This window comes from Lysobacter sp. M15, assembly GCF_022662515.1.
Taxonomy (GTDB): Bacteria; Pseudomonadota; Gammaproteobacteria; order Xanthomonadales; family Xanthomonadaceae; genus JAKPBU01.
On record NZ_JAKPBV010000011.1, the window covers coordinates 360,438 to 378,003 of the forward strand.

Sequence of the window (17,566 nt, forward strand, 5' to 3'; positions counted from 1 at the left end):
CGCGTCGGGGACGTAGCCCCGACCTACGTTTCGAACATCGCGATGGATTCCACGTGCGCGGTATGCGGAAACATGTCCATCACACCGGCGGCGCGCAGCTTCCAGCCGCGTTCATTGACCAGATAACCCGCGTCGCGCGCCAGCGAGCCTGGATGGCAACTGACGTAGACGATACGCCTGAGCCCCTTGAGCGGGAGCTGTTTGAGTACGACGTCCGCGCCGGAACGAGGCGGATCCAGCAGCAAGCGATCGAAGCCGGCACGCATCCAGGGCTGCCCACGCAGATCCTGGGCGAGATCCGCGGCATGGAATTGCGCATTCGGCAGATGGTTGTGCACGGCATTCTCGCGCGCGCGCGCTACCAGGCCGGCATCGCCTTCCACGCCCACGACATCGGCACCGATACGCGCCAGCGGCAAGGTGAAGTTGCCCAACCCGCAGAACAGATCGAGCACGCGATCGCCCGCCTGGACATCCAGCAACGCGAGCGCGCCGGCGATCATCTTCTGGTTCAGACCAGCATTGACTTGGATGAAGTCGAGCGGCCGGAATTTCATCTCGACCTCCCACTGCGGCAGCTCGAACGACAATTCCGGTGCCTGCGGCCACAGCGGATGCACCGAATCGATGCCGCCCGGCTGCAGGAAGATCGCGAAGCGGTGCGCCTGGCCAAAAGCGGTCAACGCGTCGAGGTCGGCCGGCGACAACGGCCGCAGATGGCGGAATACCAGGGCGACGCCGTCGAACGCGTCGGTCGCGTCGCCGGCGATGAATTCGATCTGCGGGATGTCCCGGCGCGCCTCCAGCCCGTCGACCAGATCGGACAGTGCCGCGATCCGGGTGCCGATCGAGGGAATCACGGTATGGCATTCGCGCAGGTCGGCGACGAAACGCGGATCCTCCTCGCGGAACCCGACCAGGGTCCTGTCCTTCTTCTCCACCCGGCGGACCGAGAAGCGGCCCTTGCGCCGATAACCCCAGCTGGCATCGGTCAGTGGCGGCAGTACTTCGTCCGGCCTCACATGGCCGATGCGCTCCAGATTGTCCAGCAGCACACGCTGCTTGGCGCCGATCTGGCGGTCCTCGGCCAGGTGCTGCAGCACGCATCCACCGCAGGCGCCGAAATGCGGGCAGCGCGCCGGCACCCGGTCGGGCGAAGCGACAAGCACCTCCAGCGTCTTCGCTTCGTCAAAGCTGCGCGAGCGCGCGCTCTGGCGGGCCATCACCGTTTCGCCGGGCAGCGCGCCGGAGACGAACACGGTCTTGCCGGCATTGGCATGGTCGGGCGGGCGGCGCGCGACGCCGCGCCCGTCGTGGCTCAGGTCGAGGATCTGGATCTCGAACGGGGTCTGGTCGATCTTGGCCAAGCGATGCGGGAGGTGATCGGGCGACCGGATATTGTCGCATTGCCGTGATCGACCGCCTGCGCGGCGCAGGCGTTGCGCCCGCGCGTGGATATCGCGGGCGACGCTATGGCGATTTCGCCCTACTTCTGCTTCCAGGCCCCGCCGGACTGGTACCACCATCCCGACCTGGCGCTTTCGATCCACTGCTTGGCGAACACACCGCGGATCTGGGCTTCCCACTCCGGATGGCCGTTGGCCACCGCGACTTCGCGATACACGGCCTTGCGGTCGCGGTTGTCGTCGGCCACCGCCGCGTTCATCGCAACGCGGTCCTTCAGTTCCAGCTTGGAGGCATCGCGCACGGTGACCAGACCATCGCTGGTGAAGCCAAGGGCGCCCGAGTCGAAGCCACGGCGCAGGGTGCTGTTGAAGCGCGATTCCATCCGCGACTGGATCGCCTGGATCGCCGGCGTCTTGATGGTGATGTCCGGCGCGCCCTGCGCATAGGCAGGAGCGATGCCGATCAGGGCGAGCGGATCGATCCGCGGCAGACGCCAGGCCATGCCGCCGCCATTCTCGCCCTCGGTCTTGATCTCGACCTTGTCGGCATGGTCGATGACGTTTTCCACGAACTCCTTGGCCGCTTCCTTCGCCTCGGCGGCGGGGAAGTACACGTTGATCGTCACGCACGCGGTCAGCACCAGCGCAGCGGTGATCGATGCTCCGGTAAAGCGTGTCCCCATCCAGCGTTTCATGCCCTACTCCGTAGGCCGGGGCTACGCCCCCGGCGTCTGCGTTTCCGCGTCGGGGGCGTAGCCCCGACCTACTCCACCACCGGTTTGACGTCGCCCTTGCCGACCGCGGCAATGCGTTCGACCAGGGTGGGCCAGTCGACGTCGCGGTTGTAGCCCACCACGTTGAGCCGCGGCAGCCCTGCACCTGCGACGATAGTAAACCCGTCCTGCTCTGAACGAGCTCGCACTGAACCGGCTCGCACTGAGCCCTGACCAGGATCGCCGTCCAGGCCGGACATGCGGCAGACCTCGTTCGCCAGACGGCAGCCGATCCCGATCCGCGCATAGCCGAAATCGTCGAACAGGCCGATCAACCGGCCCTGCAGGCTGCTGACGAACGACGCGTCGCCCACGCTGGAAATGTTCTGCACCGCGCGCTGGCTGATGCGCTGTTTCACCCGCTCGCGCTTTGCGGCGGCGGCATCGCTGCGGAACTGCGCATCGAACGCGACCGGCGTCCAGTCCACCAGGCGCAACTCATCCATGCGTCCATCCAGGCGGCCGGTGATGCTGCCCAGATCCAGGACCTCGGTCAGCCGCATCAGGTCCAGGTCTTCGAAGGCGATGTCCGCGTTCAGGCTAGGGGCGGTGCCGAACGGGCGCTCCAGCGCGAGCGAGGTGAACTCGACCGTGCCGTCGAACAGCCGCATCGACAGCCCACCGTCGAAATCCAGACGTTCCCTGGCATAGCGCGCCTGCGGGATCCGGCCCGAAAGCGTGCCCTGGAACGCAGGCAGGCCGATCGCCTTCGACACCTGACCGAAATCGACGCCGTCGATGTCCAGCGCGAAACGCAGATCAAGCCCTTCGCCGCCAGCGGGCGGGCGCAGGCTGACGTCCTCGAATCGCAATCGCCCGCCCATCATCGGCAGGACAACCGGTTCGCGGAACACGAGGATCCCGTCATTGCTGCGCAAGGGCAGGCGCGCGGCGCCGAAATCCAGGCCATACAGCTTGCCGTCCTGCCAGGCGAGTTCGCTGTCGACCTGTCCGTTCGACGCATACCGGACATCGCCCTCCAGGTTGCCGAATCCAAAGCGGTCGTTCGGGTCGCGCAGGTCGACCGCATGCAGGGCGAGGTCCGCGCGCGCCAACCGGCCGTCCTGTACCTGCAGGTGCAGGTCGGCGGCGCCGTCCAGCGCCACCTCGCCCAGGCCGAACAGCGCCAGTTGCCCGGACAGGTAGCGCTGGCGCACGGGCTCGAGATTCGCGCTGCGGGCGCGGATGTCGAGTGCATCCAGGCGGGCGTCGGTCCCGAACGCGGCCGAGCCTTCGGCGACCAGCGCGTCGCCGTCGCTCCAGGCGATCGTCGGCAGTTGCCAGCCCTGCCCCGGACGTTGCATGCCATCGATCCGCAACCCCACGGGCGAATCGGGCAATGCGACGTAGGTGCTCCCGGCCAGGAATTCGCCACCGCGCAATTCCCCGTCTACGGCAAGCAGCGTCAGCAGCGGTGTCTTGCGGTAGTCGATATCGAACCGACCGCCGAGGTGTTCGGCGGCGATGGTCGCATCGGCGGTTTCCAGCGCCACGGCGCGCGCGGTCAGCGCGCCGGCGATGCGCAGCGGCCGCCCGGTCGAAGTTTCGACCGAGAGCCGGCCATCGAGGGTGCCCGCCTTCAGTTGTCCTTCGCTCCAGGCCTGTGCGAGCAACGCTTGCAACCACACGATCGGTACCCGGGTCAGATCGAGCGTGGTGAGGTCGGGCGTCGCCGCGCTGCGTCGCACGGCGAAGCGGGCCGGGCCGTCACTCAGCACCGCGTCGGTGGAGGCGGCACCGAGGTCCAGCGCGAGCCGCAGCGCCTTGCTGCGCCCGCTGCGCAGCACGCCGTCGCAGCGCCAGCTATCCGGTCCGGTGCGCTGCAGTGGACAATGCCAGCTCACGTGGCGCCAGCGGTAGCCCAGGTCGGCTGCATCCACCGCCGCAGCCTGCAGCATCAGCTCGCCCTCGGTGGCATCGGCAGGCCAATCCAGGCGCACGCGTACCTGCTCAAGCGTGGCGACCGGCGTGGACACTTTCGCGATGCGCGCCTGCAGAGTGCGCCCCTGAGCCTGCATCGACAGCACGGCCAGCAGGGCCACACAGGCCAGACGCAGGCAGGGCATGCTTAAAATCGGACGCATGCCGCGAGGATAGCGGGCGCAAGCGAGGGAGCGATGAATCCGGACATCTTGCTGGTGGAAGACGATCCCACCTCCTGCGCCTACCTGCTGGCCCTGACCCGAACCCTGCCGGCGCGGGCGGATGGCGCGGGCAGCGCGGCCGAGGCGCTGCGGCTCTCGGCCCAGCGGCGTTACGACCTGTGGCTGATCGATGCGAACCTCCCCGACAGCACCGGCACCGAGCTGCTGCACACGCTACGCCGCGACTGGCCAGCGACGCCCGCGCTGGCGCATACCGCAGCGCACGAGCGTAGCGAACTCGATCCGCTGATCGCAGCAGGCTTTTCCGAAGTGCTGGTGAAGCCTGTCGACGCCCCCGCCTGGCTCGGCGCGATCCGGCGCGCGCTCGGGCTCGCGGTCAGCGACAGGGAAACCGAGAGCCGCGAGGTGGCCACGAACAAGCGGCCGGTCTGGGACGATGCCGCAGCGGGGCAGGCACTGGGCGGCAACATGGACAACGTCGCCGCGCTGCGTGCGCTGTTCCTGGGCGAACTCCCGATGCAGGTGCACGCGGTGCGCGAAGGCAGCGGCGCGGCGCGACGTGAACAACTGCACCGATTGCGTGCCAGCTGCGGCTTTGTCGGTGCGAGCCGGCTGCAGGACGCGGCCGCCAGGCTGCAGGAAGAAGGCGATTCGCCAGCGGCACTGCAGGCCTTTGTCGACATTGCACAGGACACGATCGCGCAAGCGCGATGAGCATTGCGGTGCGGGTACCGGGAGCCTTCGCGCAGCAGCAATACCGGCCAAAGTCGCCCCGATCGCCTTCCCGTGGCAGATGCGTCAGCGATCCAGCATGCCTTCGCTCGCGCTCCTGGCAAGACGTCCCAGTTCGCCCATCAGTTCCCAGGACTTCAGCCCGCGGCCGCCGAGGTGATGGGCCAGCACCGGTCGCAGCGCGCGACGCAAGCCAGCGAGGTCGTCTTCATCGGGCAGCCGGTCCTCGCCCAGCGCCAGCAATGCGCGCCCGGTCGCGGCGTCTTCGCGCTCGCTGCGTCCGCGGTCGCTGAGCAACCGGCGCGGGCCGTGTTCGGGATCGAGCCGGTAACGCGCCGCGGCATCGATCGGGACACCATCGCCATCCAGCGCCAGCGGCATGCCGAAACCCAGCGCCTCGAGCAGGTCGCGTTCGAAACGGCGCAGCGTCCATGACAGCGCCTGCCGGTCGGCCTGGACTAGGCGCAAGCGCTCGCGTGCCCGGGCGTAGGCCGCGTACAGGTCCGAATGCGGATCCAGCCGCGGCGCCAGACGGAGCACCAGTTCATTGACGTAGAACGCCGCCAGGCCTGCGTCACCGGAAAGCAGCGGCGCGGCGTCCAGCGCCTCAGCCGCATGCAGCTGCGCCAGCTCGCCCCGTTGCACCGCATCGAACCTGATGTGCTGGAACGGCTGCAGCGCCGCGCGCAGCACATGTCGCCTGGCGCCGCGCACGCCGCGCGCGAGCAGCCCGATGCGTCCGTGCTGTGCGCTCAGGACCTCGACCAGCAGGCTGGTCTCGCGATAGGCGCGTGCGTGCAGCACGAACGCGGGCTCGGCGACGTAGCGCATGCCGGCATCGTCAGTCGTGGTAACCCAGGCTGCGCAACGCGGTTTCGTCGTCGGACCAGCCCTCGCGCACCCGCACCCAGGTCTGCAGGAACACCTTGCAGCCGAACAGGCGTTCCATCGCCGCGCGCGCCTTGCTGCCGATCTCGCGCAGGCGTTCGCCGCCCTTGCCGATGACGATCGCCTTTTGTCCCTCGCGCTCGACCCAGATCACCGCGCCGATCCGGAGCAACGCACCCTCTTCGACGAACTGCTCGATCTCCACCGTAGTCGCGTACGGCAGTTCCGCGCCGAGCTGGCGCATCAGCTGTTCGCGCACCATCTCGCCGGCCAGGAAACGCTGGCTCTTGTCGGTGATCTCGTCTTCTCCGTACGCCGGCGGCTGTTCCGGAACCAGGCCGAGCAACGAATCGACCAGCGCCTCGAGTCCCTTGCGCTTGAGCGCCGAGACCGGATGCACCGCCGCAAACGCACGCCCTTCGCTTACCTTGGCCAGGAACGGCAGCAGGGCGCTCTTGTCCTTGATCCGGTCGACCTGGTTGACCACCAGCACGACCGGAACCCCAGCCTCGCGCAGTGCCTCGTAAGCGAGACCGTCCTCGTCGTCCCAGCGCCCGGCCTCGATCACCAGCGCCGCCGCGTCCACGCCTTCCAGCGCGCCGCGTGCGGCACGGTTCATCCAGCGGTTCATCGCAGAGGCCTTGTAGCGCCCCTGCTCCCGGTGGAGGCCGGGCGTGTCGACCAGCATCAGCTGGCCCTGCGGAAACGTGGCGATGCCGAGCAGGCGGTGGCGGGTGGTCTGCGGCCGGTTCGAGGTGATGCTGACCTTGGCGCCGACCAGCGCATTGACCAGGGTCGACTTGCCGACGTTGGGGCGGCCGATGACGGCGACGTGGCCGGCGCGATGGCTGGAAGGATTCATGCGTGGATTGTAGGGCGGGCCCTGGCCCGCCATCACGAAGCGTGCAATTCCGAAGCCGCCATCGCAGGCCGCACGCACGCCGTTGCCCCGGGGGAGGCGGGTCAAGACCCGCCCTACGGGGTTTCCAGCTGCGCCAGCACGCCCTCGGCCGCGATCTGCTCGGCGGCGCGGCGCGAACCCGCCTCGCCTTCGGCCTGCAGCGCCGCGTCCACCAGCGAGCAGCGCACCACGAAGCGCTTGGCATGGTCGTTGCCGCTTTCGGCCACCAGCGCGTACTGCGGCAGCGGGCGTTGCCGCCCCTGCAGCCATTCCTGCAATCGGGTCTTGGCGTCCTTGCCCACCCGGTGCGGCGGCGGTAGCGCTGCGATGGCGTCCTGGAACCAGGGCAACACGGCCGCGCGGCACGTCGTGAAGTCGCTGTCGAGGTAGATCGCCGCGATCAGCGCTTCGAGGGTGTCGGAGAGGATCGAATCGCGACGGTGACCGCCGCTCTTGAGCTCGCCCGGCCCGAGCACGATGCGCTCGCCCAGGGCCATGTCGCGGGCGATGGCGGCGAGGGTGGATTCGCGCACCAGTTCGGCGCGGGCGCGGGTCAGCGCGCCTTCGTCCACCTGTGGCCAGTGCGCGTACAGCGCTTCGGCGACGAACAGGTTCAGCAGGGCGTCGCCGAGGAATTCCAGCCGTTCGTTGTGGCGCGCCGCCGCGCTGCGGTGGGTGAGCGCCTGTTCCAGCAACCCGGCATCGGTGAAACGATGGCCGCCGAAGCGGCCGGCGTCGCGGTCAATTTGCCGCGTCACGCCTCACCAGGTCCTCGGTGGCGCTGAACTTCGCGATGACATCCAGGTTGCCCATCATCGGCTTGCGCAGCTCGTAGTTGACGCTCATCTTCCAGCCACCCTCCTCATGGCGCTGCAGCTGCACGTCGGCAGGCTTGACGTTCTCGGAATAGCTCATGTACAGCCGCCGGAAGAACAGGTCCTTGATCCTCGACGGATCCTGCTGCGCAATGTTCGGCTCCTCGGCCAGGCCCTTGAGCGCCTGCTTGACCGCGTAGTACTCGGTGTACATCGGCACCAGCTTCATTCCCACGTAGACGAACACGCCGGCGACCGCCAGCACGATCACGAAGCCGATCAGGGTGAGCCCGGTTTGGTTGCGCTTCATCGCTGTCCCCTTGAAGTGAGTGCCGCGTCCCCCGACGCCGCCGGCGTACTGTACGGCCTACGGAATCTGGCTGCCCATGCGCGAGAAGTCTACCCCGCCGGCGCTGGAGTCCCAGTTCATCCAGATCAGGAAGGCTTTGCCGCGCAGGTTGCGCTCCGGCAGGGTGCCCCAGAACCGGCTGTCCTCGCTGTTGTCGCGGTTGTCGCCCATCACAAAATAGCTGCCCTGCGGCACCTGCCACTCGCCTTCGCCCTGCATCATGAACGGCAGGTCCTCACGCGCCAGGACCGGATGGGTACGGCCTGGCAGCGCCTCGGCGGAAAGGGTGGCGCCGGTCATGTCCTGCCCCTTGCCCTTGCCGATGTACTGGCCGATCGGACGGTAGTGCAGCGGCTCCCCGTTGACGTAGACCACGTGGTCGCGGTAGCCGATGGTGTCGCCCGGCAGGCCGATGACGCGCTTGATCCAGTCCTGGTCGGGGTGATGCGGGGGCCGGAACACCACCACGTCGCCCCGCCTGGGTTCGCCGATGGGGACAAACTTCTGGTTGGTGATCGGCAGGCGCAGCCCGTAGGCGAACTTGTTGACCAGGATGAAGTCGCCGATCAGCAGGCTCGGCATCATCGAACTGGACGGAATCCGGAACGGCTCGGCCACGAAGCTGCGCAGGATCAGTACGATCGCCAGCACCGGAAAGAACGCCTTGGCGTAGTCGACAACCACCGGCTCCCCGGCCTCGACCAGCCCCTCGCGCGCCAGCCGACGCCGGGCGAAGAACAGCTTGTCCAGTAGCCATATCAGACCGCTCAACAGTGTCAGTAGTACCAAGCCGACTTCGAACAAGCGCATTCGGGTTCCTTTGAACGGAGACTAGGGACTGGGGACTCGGGGCTGGGAGAACACGGGCACCGAGACGGGCACACGGGATCCTAGCGTTTGCCGCCAGTCTCCAGCCTCCAGTCCCCACCCCCGCCTCACTTGTTGTCCACCTGCAGCACGGCGAGGAAGGCCTCCTGCGGGATCTCCACCCGCCCGACCTGCTTCATCCGCTTCTTGCCTTCCTTCTGCTTCTCCAGCAGCTTCTTCTTGCGCGTGGCGTCGCCGCCGTAGCATTTGGCCAGCACGTTCTTGCGCAGCGCCTTGACCGTGCTGCGGGCGATGATCTGCGACCCGATCGCCGCCTGGATCGCGACGTCGAACATCTGCCGCGGGATCAGCTCGCGCATCTTCTCGACCAGATCGCGTCCGCGGCGATCGGCGTGCTGGCGGTGGGTGATGAGCGAGAGCGCGTCCACCCGGTCGCCGTTGATCAGCGTGTCCACGCGCACGAACGGACCGGGGTCGAAACGCAGGAAGTGGTAGTCGAGCGAGGCGTAGCCGCGGCTGACGGATTTGAGCCGGTCGAAGAAGTCCAGCACCACCTCGGCCATCGGCAGCTCGTAGCTGATCTGCACCTGGCTGCCCAGGTAGGTGATGCCGATCTGGCTTCCGCGCTTTTCCTCGCACAGGGTGATGACGTTGCCGACGTAGTCCGGCGGGGTCAGGATGTTGGCGCGGATGATCGGCTCGCGCACTTCCTCGATCAGGTTCGCCGCCGGCAGCTTGGCCGGATTATCCAGCGGCATCACGCTGCCATCGGTCCTGAGCACCTCGTACACCACGGTGGGCGCGGTGGTGATCAGGTTGAGATCGTATTCGCGCTCCAGGCGCTCCTGCACGATCTCCAGATGCAGCATGCCCAGGAAGCCGCAGCGGAAGCCGAACCCCATCGCTTCGGAGTTCTCCGGCTCGAAGCGCAGGGCGGCGTCGTTCAACTTCAGCTTCTCCAGGGCCTCGCGCAGGTCCGGATAGTCCTCGGCGTCGACCGGGAACAGTCCGGCGAACACGCGCGGCTGCATTTCCTGGAAACCGGGCAATGGGTGCGGCGCCGGATCGCCGGCCAGGGTGAGCGTGTCGCCGACCGGCGCGCCGTGCACGTCCTTGATCGAGGCCGTGATCCAGCCCACTTCGCCCGCGCCGAGCTTGGGCAGCGCCTTGCGCTTGGGCGTGAATACGCCGACCGACTCCACCTGGTGGCTGCGTCCGGTGGACATCACCAGCATCTTGGCGCCGGGTTTGATCTCACCCTGCATCACCCGTACCAGCGAGACCACGCCCAGGTAATTGTCGAACCAGGAATCGATGATCAGCGCCTGCAGCTTGTCGGTGTCGCGCGGCTGCGGCGGAGGAATCCGGCTGACGATGGCCTCGAGCACGTCACCGACGTTGAGGCCGGTCTTGGCGCTGATCGCGACCGCATCGTCGGCATGGATGCCGATCACCGCCTCGATCTCTGCCTTCACCCGTTCGATGTCGGCGGTGGGCAGGTCGATCTTGTTGAGCACCGGCACCACTTCCAGGCCCTGCTCCACCGCGGTGTAGCAATTGGCGACGGACTGCGCTTCGACCCCCTGCGCGGCATCCACCACCAGCAGCGCGCCTTCGCACGCAGCCAGCGAACGGCTCACCTCGTAGCTGAAATCGACGTGGCCTGGCGTGTCGATGAAATTGAGCTGGTAGATCTGCCCGTCCTTCGCCTTGTACGGCAGCGACACGGATTGGGCCTTGATGGTGATGCCGCGCTCGCGCTCGATCGGGTTCGAGTCGAGGACCTGCGCTTCCATCTCACGCGCTTCCAGTCCGCCGCACAGTTGGATGATCCGATCGGCCAGGGTCGACTTGCCGTGGTCGACGTGGGCGATGATCGAGAAGTTGCGGATGTTCCGCATGGACGCGGGCGTGGCGTTGGACATGGGCAATGGACGGCGCAATGGCCGTGGACGGCCCTGTGTTGCAACGCAGAATTATCGCATGTCCCACCCCGCGGGGACCGGAGCGGCCATGATCGCGATCCGAGCGGCGAACGATCGCCACCCGGGCCGCTCAGGGCGAGGCGCCTACTCCTCCTCGCCGTCGGTACGCGGCGTCACCGCGATGTACTGGGTCCCGCCGCCGCGGCGCACCAGCAGCATCACCGCCTGCCCAGCCCTGATCTTGCCGAGCTCACGTTCGAGTGCGGCGACGCTGGCCACGTTGGCGCGCCCCACCGCCAGGATCACGTCGCCAGGACGAATGCCGGCTTCGCGCGCGGCCAGGCCCTGCACCCGCGCCACGCCGACGCCTTCGTCCTGGCCCAGTCCGAGCTGGCGGCGATCGTCGGCATCGAGGTCCTGGCCGATGATGCCCAGCGGATTGGAGGCGGCGCGCGGGGCGTCCTGTCCTTGCGGGTCCTCGCCGAACGGCTCTGCGCCACTCGCCACGCCCTCGTCCAGCGGCGCGAGGGTGACCGACACGTCGCGTTCGCGCCCATCGCGCAACACGCCCAGCGTGATCCGGGTGCCCGGCGCCATGGCCCCGACGATGGGAGGCAGTTGGCTGGAATCGTAGATGGGCGTGCCGTTGACCGAACGGATCACGTCGCCGCGTTCGATGCCGGCGCGCTCGCCTGGTCCATTCGGCTGCACGCCACTGACCAGGGCGCCGCGGGTATCGGGCAGGTTCGATGCACGCGCGATGTCGGCGGTGATCTGCTGCAGATTGATGCCGACCATGCCGCGCTGGACCCGCCCGTTCTTCTTGAGTTGGTTCACCGCCCCCATCGCGGTATCGATGGGAATGGCGAAGCTCACGCCCATGTAGCCGCCGGAATTGCTGAAGATCTGCGAGTTGATGCCGACCACCTGCCCGCGCGTATCGAGCAGCGGTCCGCCGGAGTTGCCGCGGTTGATCGCCACGTCGGTCTGGATGAAAGGCACGTAGCGCTGGTTGGCGTAGGGATTGGAGCGGCCCACCGCGCTGACGATGCCGGCGGTGACCGAATGATCGAGCCCGAACGGCGAACCGATCGCTACCACCCACTGGCCCGGCTTGAGGGTCTTGGAATCGCCGATGCGCAGCGCAGGCAGGCCGGTCGCCGCCACCTTGAGCAGCGCCACGTCCGACTGCTGGTCGCTGCCGACGACTTTTGCGGTCAGCTCGCGGCGGTCGGACAGCTTGATCTTCACTTCATCGGCACCCTCCACCACGTGGTGGTTGGTCAGCACATAGCCGTCGCTGGAAATGATGAAGCCGGTGCCCATCGACACCCCGCGCGGACCGCCCTGCGGACCATCCGGCGCAGGCATACCCGGGAAGCCGGGGCCGAAGAAGCGTCGGAAGATTTCGGGTATCTCTTCCTCATCGGGCATCTGCTGCGCGCTGCGGCGCCCGCCTCCGATCTGGGCTTCGACATTGACCACCGCCGGTCCCACTTCCTCGACCAGGCGGGTGAAGTCGGGCAACCCCGCGACCAGCTGCGGCGCCGGCGCGGGGGCGGGTGACTGGGCGGTGGACACGTAGGGGACGACGACCGCCGTAGTGGCGGCGGCCGTAGCCGCGATCAGGACCAGAATGCGCACGGAAGATTTCATCGGGCATGAACTCGAAGGGCGTGAACTCGAAGGGCGCGAACGAAGGCTGGATGACGCGAAATGCGGCGAACGTCGGTCGGGCGAAGCGGGAGCGCCGCGCCCGGCACGATCCGGCTAGTCGACGGGCGCCTCGTCGACAGGCAGCTGCGGTTCGAAATAGTCGTAGCCGGGCGAGGTCCCGGCGGTCTCGTAATCCACCGTCAGCGCTCCCGACGCAAGGCCGGGTAGGACGGCTCGCGGCCACGGTCTGGACGGCGCAAGCGCGGAGGCTGCAAAGGGATCGTGGGAGGGGACCGCTTCCGGGACACGCGTGTCCGGCTGGCCCCCGCCTGGCTCGGCCACGGCGATTTCAACGACGGCGGGCTGCTGGCTCTCGACCTGCTGTGCAACGGCACGACGCAGCGGTTCACGCGCGCGGCGCGTGGCGCGGCGCGGCCGATCCGATGCCATGAGCGCCGCGGCTGCGACGCTGGCGGCGGTGTCCGGCGTCGATGTGGCAGGAGTCGGCTCTGGCGCAGGCTGCTGCGGACTGACTGGTATGCCCGGCGTCGGCGCGGCCGCGGCAAGCGGCGCGACCGCTCCGGTGACGGTCGGCTCGATCGTCGCTGGATTGCGCTGCGCGATGAACAAGGCCGCCACAGCGACCGAAGCCGCCAGGGCTGCACCACCGGCCCAGCCCCAGCGAAGACCGGTTCGGCCGGCTGCACGGGTGACTGCTGCCTGGGCCCGACCTTCCTCGGCGACGGCCCCGAGCACCCGCTGGGAAAAATCGCGCGGCAACAGCGCCGGCATGCTGCCACGCATCAGATCGCCGCACAGCTGCCAGCGCTCCCAGCAACCGGCCAGCTCGTGGTCGTGCTGCAGGCGGCGGAGCAGGAAACGGGCCTCGTCCGGCGCCAACGCGCCGTCGAGCATCGCCGAGAGCTGCTGACGGCAGTGGGTTTCAAGTTTGTCCCGCATCAGGGCATCGAGTTCCTGCATATCGAGGTCACGCAATCGGGGTGGGCAGGAAGACCAGGCTTCTGGCCAGGTTTCCGGATGGCGCCTATCCGACCACGCGCTGGCGCGAAGGTTCCCCATCCATCAGCGGGCGCAGCTGGGCGTCGATCGCCTCCCGGGCGCGGAAGATCCGGGAGCGAACCGTACCGATGGGGCAGTCCATCCGGCCGGCGATCTCCTCGTAGCTCAGCCCGTCGACCTCGCGCAGGGTGATCGCCATCCGCAGCTCCTCCGGCAATGCCTCCACCGCCCGCATCACCGTGCGCTCCATCTGTTCGCGCATCAGCTCGCGCTCTGGCGTGTCGTTGTCGCGCAGGCGGATGCCGGAATCGAACTGCTCGGCATCCGAGACCTCGATGTCGTCGGTCGGGGGGCGCCGGTTGCTCGCGACCAGGTGGTTCTTGGCGGTGTTCACCGCGATCCGGTGCAGCCAGGTGTAGAACTGCGCGTCGCCACGGAAATTGCCGAGGGCGCGATACGCGCGCATGAAGGTTTCCTGGGCGATGTCCTGGCATTCGCTCCAGTCGGATACGTAACGCCCGATCAGCGCGGCGATCCGGTGCTGGTACTTGCGCACCAACAGGTCGAACGCCGCCATGTCGCCACGCTGCACGCGCCGCACCAGTTCCTGGTCGAGTTGCTGCGAATCCTGCTGTTGCGAACCCCCCTGCGGCGGTTCGGCCTGATTCGATTCCGGTATTGAGGGGGTTTCGGCCATCGGGCCGGGGACTCCTTGGATGCGCGGCCTTGCGACCGTGCGTGATAACGACCCGCGATGGTGTTCCGGAGCATTTCCGAACGGCGGCCAGTGTGGATGAGCTGGGGCCGCAGGACGACTGCCACAAGCCATGCCCGCGCGCTCATGGCTGCGATCGTGACGCGATCGCGCTGCCTCGCCGCTGGTTCGCGCTGGTTCGCGTCGCCTGCTCGCGCCCCGATTTGACGCATTCGGAACAACCTCCGGATCATAAGGTCCCATCTCCCCCGCGGATGACCCCTCCATGACCACCGCCCGCCTCGCCGGACTGCGTTTCGCCCACTGGCAGGCCCAGGAGCGCCCCGATGGCGTGATAGTGCTGTCCTTCGACCGTGCCGACGCCTCGGTCAATACCTTCGCCCAGGACGTGCTGATCGAGCTCGACGGCATCGTCGAGCGGCTCGCGGTGGATCCGCCCAAGGGGCTGGTGATCCGCTCGGCCAAGGCCAGCGGCTTCGTCGCAGGCGCCGATATCAGGGAATTCCAGGCCTTCGACGCCAAGGGCACGGTCAACGACGCGATCTTTCGCGGCCAGCAGGTGTTCCAGAAGATCGCCGAACTGCCCTGCCCCACGGTCACGGCGATCCACGGCTTCTGCATGGGCGGCGGGACCGAGATCGCACTCGCCTGCCGCTACCGCGTGGCGTCGAGCGATCCGTCGACCCGCATCGGCCTGCCGGAAGTGAAGTTGGGCATCTATCCCGGTTGGGGTGGCAGCGTGCGCCTGCCCCGGCTCGTGGGCGCGCCGGCGGCGATGGATGTGATGCTGACCGGGCGGACCCTGTCGGCATCGGGCGCGAAGGCGATGGGCCTGGTCGACAAGGTGGTGGCGCCCGCCGTACTGGTGGATGCGGCGGTCGAACTCGCCTTGAAGGGAACGGCGCGTCCTTTCCGGCAGCGCTTCCTGGGCTGGATCACCAACACCTGGCCGGCGCGCCAGCTGTTGGCGCCGATGCTGGTGAAGCAGGTCGCGCGCAAGGCGCGCAAGGATCACTACCCCGCCCCATATGCGCTGATCGAGACCTGGCGGCGCAGCGGCGGCGGCATCCAGTCGCGGCTCGCGGCCGAACGCAAGGCGGTGGTGAAGCTGGCCGGCACGCCGACCGCGCGCAATCTGATCCGGGTGTTCTTCCTGCAGGAGCGGCTGAAGGGGCTCGGAGGCAAGGACCCGGGAATCCGGTCGGTGCATGTGGTCGGCGCCGGTGTCATGGGCGGCGACATCGCCGCATGGGCGGCCTACAAGGGCTTCGAAGTCACATTGCAGGATCGCGAGCAGCGTTTCATCGACGGCGCCCTGGCGCGCGCGCAGGAATTGTTCGCAAAGAAGGTAAAGGACGAAAGCAAGCGGCCACAGGTCGCTTCGCGCCTGAAATCCGACCTCGAGGGCAGCGGCGTTGCGGGCGCAGACCTGGTCATCGAGGCGATCATCGAACAGGCGCAGGCCAAGCGCGAGCTCTACGCCACGCTCGAGCCCAAACTCAAGCCCGACGCGTTGCTGACCACCAACACCTCGTCGATCCCGCTGGTCGAGCTGCGCGACCACCTGCAGCGTCCCGCACGGTTCGCCGGGCTGCATTACTTCAATCCGGTGGCGCTGATGCCGCTGGTCGAGATCATCCGCCACGACGCGATGGGCGGCGACGTGGAAGCGCGGCTGGCCGCGTTCTGCAAGAAGCTCGACAAGCTGCCGGTGCCGGTCGCCGGCACGCCGGGCTTCCTGGTCAACCGCGTGCTGTTCCCGTACATGCTCGAGGCGATGACCGCATATGCCGAGGGCATCCCCGGCCCGGTCATCGACAAGGCCGCGGTGAAGTTCGGCATGCCGATGGGACCGATCGAACTGGTCGACACGGTCGGGCTGGATGTCGCCGCCGGCGTCGGTGCCGAACTCGCGCCGTTCCTCGGCCTGCCGATTCCAGCCGCGCTGCAGGCACCACCGGAGGCCGGCAAGCGCGGCAAGAAGGATGGCCAGGGCCTGTACGGCTGGGAAAACGGCAAGGCCCGGAAGCCCGAAGTGGCCAAGGACTACAAGGCGCCTGGCGACCTCGAGGATCGCCTGATCCTGCCCCTGCTCAACGAAGCCGTCGCCTGCCTGCACGACGGCGTGGTCGCCGATGCCGACCTGCTCGATGCCGGAGTGATCTTCGGCACCGGCTTCGCCCCGTTCCGCGGCGGGCCGATCCAGTACATCCGCGAAACCGGCGCCGACGTGCTGCTTGCGAAACTCGAAGCGCTGCAGGCCCGCTACGGCGAGCGGTTCGCGCCGCGGCCGGGCTGGGATTCGCCCCGGCTGCGCGCCGACGGCGCGGTGCCCGCGGAGACCCAGGAAGCGGCGACGCCGGCCACGGCTGCACAGCCCGGGGAAGATCGCTGGGCGCGTCCATCGGACCAGCGCGACGTCCAGCCGGGCGATGGCAACCGCGATCAGAATCAGGCGTAGGCGTCCGCCGCACAGGGGACGCAAGCCGGCACATCAGCCGGGATCGGGTTCTGGCTGGCGTATGAAGCGGCCTGAGGCACTCTGCCACTGCCACCTGCCGACCTCATCGCACTGGAAGCAGCTCGAGACGAATATCTCGCCACGCGCAGGATCCGCGGCCATGTGCATCAGCACCGGCTGGGAGGAAATCTGCTCGACTTGCACGACTGCGCCCGGTGCCGAAACCGGACGATCCGCCGCGAGCACCAGCAGAAAGTTCCCGGTCTCGCCTCGACAGCTCTCGAAGATTCCGAGCATGATTTCCAGCGACCGGCCGTCGAAGCTTCCTTCAGCCGAGAACCCGCGCCGCCCTCGCGCGAAGTAGGCGTCCAGCCCCTGCGTTCCGTATCGCACGGAATCGGGAAACGCCTCTTCGGACAGCGCGCTCGCCCTGCACCACGCCGGATCGAGCTGTTGTGCCGCAATACCGCGTACGCGGGTGCCGACAGGCGCGATGTCCGTCCGCATCCACCAAGCCTGGTGGTCGGTCGCAGGCCGCACCTCCACCCGCAGATCGCGCGCACCCCGACAGCCGGCCAGGACCAGTGCGAGCAGGGCCGCAACGATAAGCCGGCCGCGCATCGCGCGCTACATCGTATGGGTGGGTTTCTCGGCGCTGAGCGTGCCGGCGAGCAGGGTCTCGATCTTGCCCTTGACGTTCTCGCCCTCGGCGGTATCGGCGAACTGCACGCCGATCCCGGCGGTGCGGTTGCCCTGCGCGCCGGGCGGCGTCACCCAGATCACCTTGCCGGGCACCGGCAGGCGTTCGCTGGATTCGGGCAGGGTCAGCAGCAGGAACACCTCGTCCCCCAGGAAGTAGCGCTTGGTGGTGGGGACAAAAATGCCGCCATGCTTCACGTACGACATGTACGCGTTGTACAGCGAAGCCTTGTCCTTCACCGCCAGCGACAGGATGCCCTGGCGTGCTCCACCCGCTCCGGCGGTCATGTCAG

Annotated in this window: 15 protein-coding genes and 1 pseudogene; 2 read left to right on the top strand and 14 right to left on the bottom strand. The window is 68.0% G+C overall.

Annotated elements, in window-relative coordinates:
• Positions 1-23 precede the first annotated feature (23 nt).
• The 3 genes from rlmD to MC380_RS10205 all read right to left on the bottom strand — a co-directional run bounded on the left by rlmD (position 24) and on the right by MC380_RS10205 (position 4,245).
• Positions 24-1,367 carry a 23S rRNA (uracil(1939)-C(5))-methyltransferase RlmD gene (gene rlmD / locus MC380_RS10195; protein WP_242164594.1) on the bottom strand — a complete coding sequence of 448 codons (1,344 nt, stop codon included), beginning with the start codon at positions 1,365-1,367 and terminating at the stop codon, positions 24-26.
• A 119-nt stretch (positions 1,368-1,486) separates the two neighbouring features.
• The gene (locus MC380_RS10200) at positions 1,487-2,101 is read right to left on the bottom strand and encodes a YdbL family protein (protein ID WP_242164596.1); all 615 of its coding nucleotides are present in this window, start codon (positions 2,099-2,101) and stop codon (positions 1,487-1,489) included.
• A gap of 68 nt (positions 2,102-2,169) precedes the next feature.
• The gene (locus tag MC380_RS10205) at positions 2,170-4,245 is read right to left on the bottom strand and encodes a hypothetical protein (RefSeq protein WP_242164598.1); all 2,076 of its coding nucleotides are present in this window, start codon (positions 4,243-4,245) and stop codon (positions 2,170-2,172) included.
• A gap of 51 nt (positions 4,246-4,296) precedes the next feature.
• Here MC380_RS10205 and MC380_RS10210 point away from each other — a divergent pair, with 51 nt between their 5' ends.
• A complete protein-coding gene (locus tag MC380_RS10210; protein ID WP_242164600.1) occupies positions 4,297-4,998 on the top strand; it encodes a response regulator in 702 nt (233 codons plus the stop codon).
• An 84-nt stretch (positions 4,999-5,082) separates the two neighbouring features.
• Here the strand turns inward: MC380_RS10210 and recO are convergent, their stop codons facing one another.
• The 9 genes from recO to rpoE form a co-directional block, all read right to left on the bottom strand.
• Positions 5,083-5,847, bottom strand: coding sequence for a DNA repair protein RecO (gene recO, locus MC380_RS10215; protein WP_242164602.1), 765 nt, complete (start codon positions 5,845-5,847; stop codon positions 5,083-5,085).
• 10 nt (positions 5,848-5,857) lie between these two features.
• Complete coding sequence (gene era / locus MC380_RS10220) at positions 5,858-6,766, bottom strand: GTPase Era (protein WP_242164604.1); 909 nt, start codon at positions 6,764-6,766, stop codon at positions 5,858-5,860.
• 113 nt (positions 6,767-6,879) lie between these two features.
• On the bottom strand, positions 6,880-7,563 hold the full coding sequence (gene rnc / locus MC380_RS10225; RefSeq protein ID WP_242103389.1) for a ribonuclease III: 684 nt from the start codon (positions 7,561-7,563) through the stop codon (positions 6,880-6,882).
• Positions 7,547-7,930 (bottom strand): DUF4845 domain-containing protein, encoded by a 384-nt coding sequence (locus tag MC380_RS10230; protein ID WP_242103388.1) that lies wholly within the window; start codon positions 7,928-7,930, stop codon positions 7,547-7,549. The genes rnc and MC380_RS10230 overlap by 17 nt, the downstream gene beginning before the upstream one ends.
• Positions 7,931-7,987: 57 nt before the next feature.
• Positions 7,988-8,779 (bottom strand): signal peptidase I, encoded by a 792-nt coding sequence (gene lepB, locus MC380_RS10235; protein WP_242103387.1) that lies wholly within the window; start codon positions 8,777-8,779, stop codon positions 7,988-7,990.
• 125 nt (positions 8,780-8,904) lie between these two features.
• Positions 8,905-10,698: a translation elongation factor 4 gene (gene lepA / locus MC380_RS10240; RefSeq protein WP_242103432.1), complete on the bottom strand. Its 1,794-nt coding sequence runs from the start codon at positions 10,696-10,698 to the stop codon at positions 8,905-8,907.
• A 168-nt stretch (positions 10,699-10,866) separates the two neighbouring features.
• Entirely contained in the window at positions 10,867-12,378 is a 1,512-nt protein-coding gene (locus MC380_RS10245) for a DegQ family serine endoprotease (RefSeq protein ID WP_242164606.1), read from the bottom strand.
• 114 nt (positions 12,379-12,492) lie between these two features.
• On the bottom strand, positions 12,493-13,359 hold the full coding sequence (locus MC380_RS10250; RefSeq protein WP_242164608.1) for a sigma-E factor negative regulatory protein: 867 nt from the start codon (positions 13,357-13,359) through the stop codon (positions 12,493-12,495).
• A 64-nt stretch (positions 13,360-13,423) separates the two neighbouring features.
• Positions 13,424-14,095: an RNA polymerase sigma factor RpoE gene (gene rpoE, locus MC380_RS10255; protein ID WP_277929909.1), complete on the bottom strand. Its 672-nt coding sequence runs from the start codon at positions 14,093-14,095 to the stop codon at positions 13,424-13,426.
• Between the two features lie 283 nt (positions 14,096-14,378).
• Between rpoE and MC380_RS10260 the strand changes: the two are divergent.
• Positions 14,379-16,445 (top strand): annotated as a pseudogene (locus tag MC380_RS10260) (3-hydroxyacyl-CoA dehydrogenase NAD-binding domain-containing protein); the annotation flags it as partial.
• Positions 16,446-16,607: 162 nt separating this feature from the next.
• On the opposite strand, the gene MC380_RS10265 reads toward MC380_RS10260, so the two are convergent.
• Positions 16,608-17,195 (bottom strand): hypothetical protein, encoded by a 588-nt coding sequence (locus MC380_RS10265; protein ID WP_242164611.1) that lies wholly within the window; start codon positions 17,193-17,195, stop codon positions 16,608-16,610.
• A 6-nt stretch (positions 17,196-17,201) separates the two neighbouring features.
• Positions 17,202-17,561 carry a PilZ domain-containing protein gene (locus tag MC380_RS10270; protein WP_242103383.1) on the bottom strand — a complete coding sequence of 120 codons (360 nt, stop codon included), beginning with the start codon at positions 17,559-17,561 and terminating at the stop codon, positions 17,202-17,204.
• Positions 17,562-17,566: the final 5 nt, after the last annotated feature.

Bases quoted from the DNA above. Each gene is read 5' to 3' on its own strand.
- MC380_RS10270 (WP_242103383.1), bottom strand. From the start codon at position 17,561: ATGACCGCCGGAGCGGGTGGAGCACGCCAGGGCATCCTGTCGCTGGCG.
- lepA (WP_242103432.1), bottom strand. From the start codon at position 10,698: ATGCGGAACATCCGCAACTTCTCGATCATCGCCCACGTCGACCACGGC.
- rpoE (WP_277929909.1), bottom strand. From the start codon at position 14,095: ATGGCCGAAACCCCCTCAATACCGGAATCGAATCAGGCCGAACCGCCG.
- MC380_RS10265 (WP_242164611.1), bottom strand. From the start codon at position 17,195: ATGCGCGGCCGGCTTATCGTTGCGGCCCTGCTCGCACTGGTCCTGGCC.
- MC380_RS10245 (WP_242164606.1), bottom strand. From the start codon at position 12,378: ATGAAATCTTCCGTGCGCATTCTGGTCCTGATCGCGGCTACGGCCGCC.
- MC380_RS10210 (WP_242164600.1), top strand. From the start codon at position 4,297: ATGAATCCGGACATCTTGCTGGTGGAAGACGATCCCACCTCCTGCGCC.
- MC380_RS10250 (WP_242164608.1), bottom strand. From the start codon at position 13,359: ATGCAGGAACTCGATGCCCTGATGCGGGACAAACTTGAAACCCACTGC.
- MC380_RS10205 (WP_242164598.1), bottom strand. From the start codon at position 4,245: ATGCCCTGCCTGCGTCTGGCCTGTGTGGCCCTGCTGGCCGTGCTGTCG.
- MC380_RS10200 (WP_242164596.1), bottom strand. From the start codon at position 2,101: ATGAAACGCTGGATGGGGACACGCTTTACCGGAGCATCGATCACCGCT.
- MC380_RS10230 (WP_242103388.1), bottom strand. From the start codon at position 7,930: ATGAAGCGCAACCAAACCGGGCTCACCCTGATCGGCTTCGTGATCGTG.
- era (WP_242164604.1), bottom strand. From the start codon at position 6,766: ATGAATCCTTCCAGCCATCGCGCCGGCCACGTCGCCGTCATCGGCCGC.
- lepB (WP_242103387.1), bottom strand. From the start codon at position 8,779: ATGCGCTTGTTCGAAGTCGGCTTGGTACTACTGACACTGTTGAGCGGT.
- recO (WP_242164602.1), bottom strand. From the start codon at position 5,847: ATGCGCTACGTCGCCGAGCCCGCGTTCGTGCTGCACGCACGCGCCTAT.